Source organism: Imperialibacter sp. (genome assembly GCF_040222385.1).
Taxonomy (GTDB): Bacteria; Bacteroidota; Bacteroidia; order Cytophagales; family Cyclobacteriaceae; genus Imperialibacter.
In genome coordinates, this window is sequence record NZ_JAVKDF010000071.1 from 1 (window position 1) to 1,563 (window position 1,563).

The 1,563-nt window shown below is 43.2% G+C and carries 2 protein-coding genes; both read left to right on the plus strand.

Translation table 11 applies throughout. The features are described 5' to 3' along the window. Positions 1-161 precede the first annotated feature (161 nt). Positions 162-512, plus strand: coding sequence for a hypothetical protein (locus RIG68_RS28870; protein WP_350075325.1), 351 nt, complete (start codon positions 162-164; stop codon positions 510-512). 42 nt (positions 513-554) lie between these two features. Beyond that, the gene (locus tag RIG68_RS28875) at positions 555-938 is read left to right on the plus strand and encodes a hypothetical protein (RefSeq protein WP_350130513.1); all 384 of its coding nucleotides are present in this window, start codon (positions 555-557) and stop codon (positions 936-938) included. The last annotated feature ends 625 nt before the right edge of the window (positions 939-1,563 follow it).

Sequence of the window (1,563 nt, forward strand, 5' to 3'; positions counted from 1 at the left end):
GAATGTGGGCTGTTCAGGTTAGTTGAGTTAGGTTGGCTTGGAATCTCCGCCACAAAAGTTAAATTTATCATCGGCGTGGCTAATTGGTGATGGATGCAGAGCTGCATAAAATTCCCACACTCATTTTAGCCGGGCGTTAGAGCTAATAGACCGTTTCGCACATGGGAATGAACGTTTGTAGAAAAAAGCACTATTTCGGGATTGGAAGCGAAGAATACACCTGCGAGCACATATCTCAAAATCTTGACAATGACATCGATCAGCCCTGTCAAAATATAAGGGTCAGGATTTATAATGTTCCTGGATACATTGCCAGTACGAATGAGCCGAAGGACAGTTTTGAATATTTACCCCTTTGCACTGACTGTGTTGATAATTTTGGACTGGATCAAAACGTAAAAGTTGAATACTCTCCAGACTTGATTGAAAAAGCCATTGAAAATTTTGGCCTAGTTGAAGAATGCCCAGACTGTTTAAAAGAGTACATAAAGAGAAATGAAATTGTGAGTTAATGGCCGATACCTGATGGAACTCACTGATTTCGTCTAAAACTTATGAAGACTTTAAAAATCTTATTCGTGGCGCTCGTTGGTGGAATAGTTGGCTATCTGGGGTTTACCATCTACAATGTGTTTGAAGCAGACATTGCTAACTATCAAAACAGGACAGAATTCGACGCTGAACTTTGGAGAAATTGGGAAGAGACCGAGGCAACAGCATCTTTAAGGTGGGACATGACGCACAGCCTGACCACCAATTATGAGCTTATCGGAATGTCAATAGAACAAGTAATTGAGCTTCTTGGTCAGCCGTCAGGACAGAGCAATTCCGAAGTTAGGTACTATTTGGGAATGTCTCGCCATTGGATAGACACGGGCTCCTTAGTATTGGATCTGAAGGAAGGCCAGGTTGTAAACTACATAATCTGGCATGGCTGATGATCTTTCGAAACAAAACATCGGGACTTCTAATTGCTGCCATTTTTTGGAGTTTGACTTCATGCGAGACACGGACTGTCAAATATTCTGGCTTAAATGATTTGGCGATCGGAGTGCAGCAGGTAGTTCTTTACACGAATAACGAATTTTACCTTGAGCTAGGAGCCGGTGGAGTCGGTGGCACATATTTGATTTCGAACGACACCGTAAATCTACGTTATAACAACAAGCCGGACGACTGGCCAGACCAACTGCTAGTGTCGGACGACTATTTTGAAACTATCCCGACAGGTAGACACAAGAGGTCGATAAGAATCAGACGGAATGAAAAAGCTCTAACACAACAGTAAAGTGAATGTGGGCTTCATCGGTTGCCAAAGGTCAGCTGGCTTGGATTGTCCGCCACAGTTTATAATTTTATCATCGCCGTGGCTAAGTGCTAGTGGAAGCGGAACTGCATAAAACTCCCACACTCACTTTACTGAGGCGTTGTATGCCATTATTTCGTGACGTTATATGCTGGACGAGCTGGACTTTCATAAGTTTCTAGGTAAGGTTAGGTCGGAGCTTGTGGATGACGACTGCGGGATTGAATTGTCCCGAATAGGCCCAATATCATACAGCA

Coding starts and splice junctions, on each gene's coding strand:
- RIG68_RS28875 (WP_350130513.1), top strand. CDS start 555: ATGAAGACTTTAAAAATCTTATTCGTGGCGCTCGTTGGTGGAATAGTT.
- RIG68_RS28870 (WP_350075325.1), top strand. CDS start 162: ATGGGAATGAACGTTTGTAGAAAAAAGCACTATTTCGGGATTGGAAGC.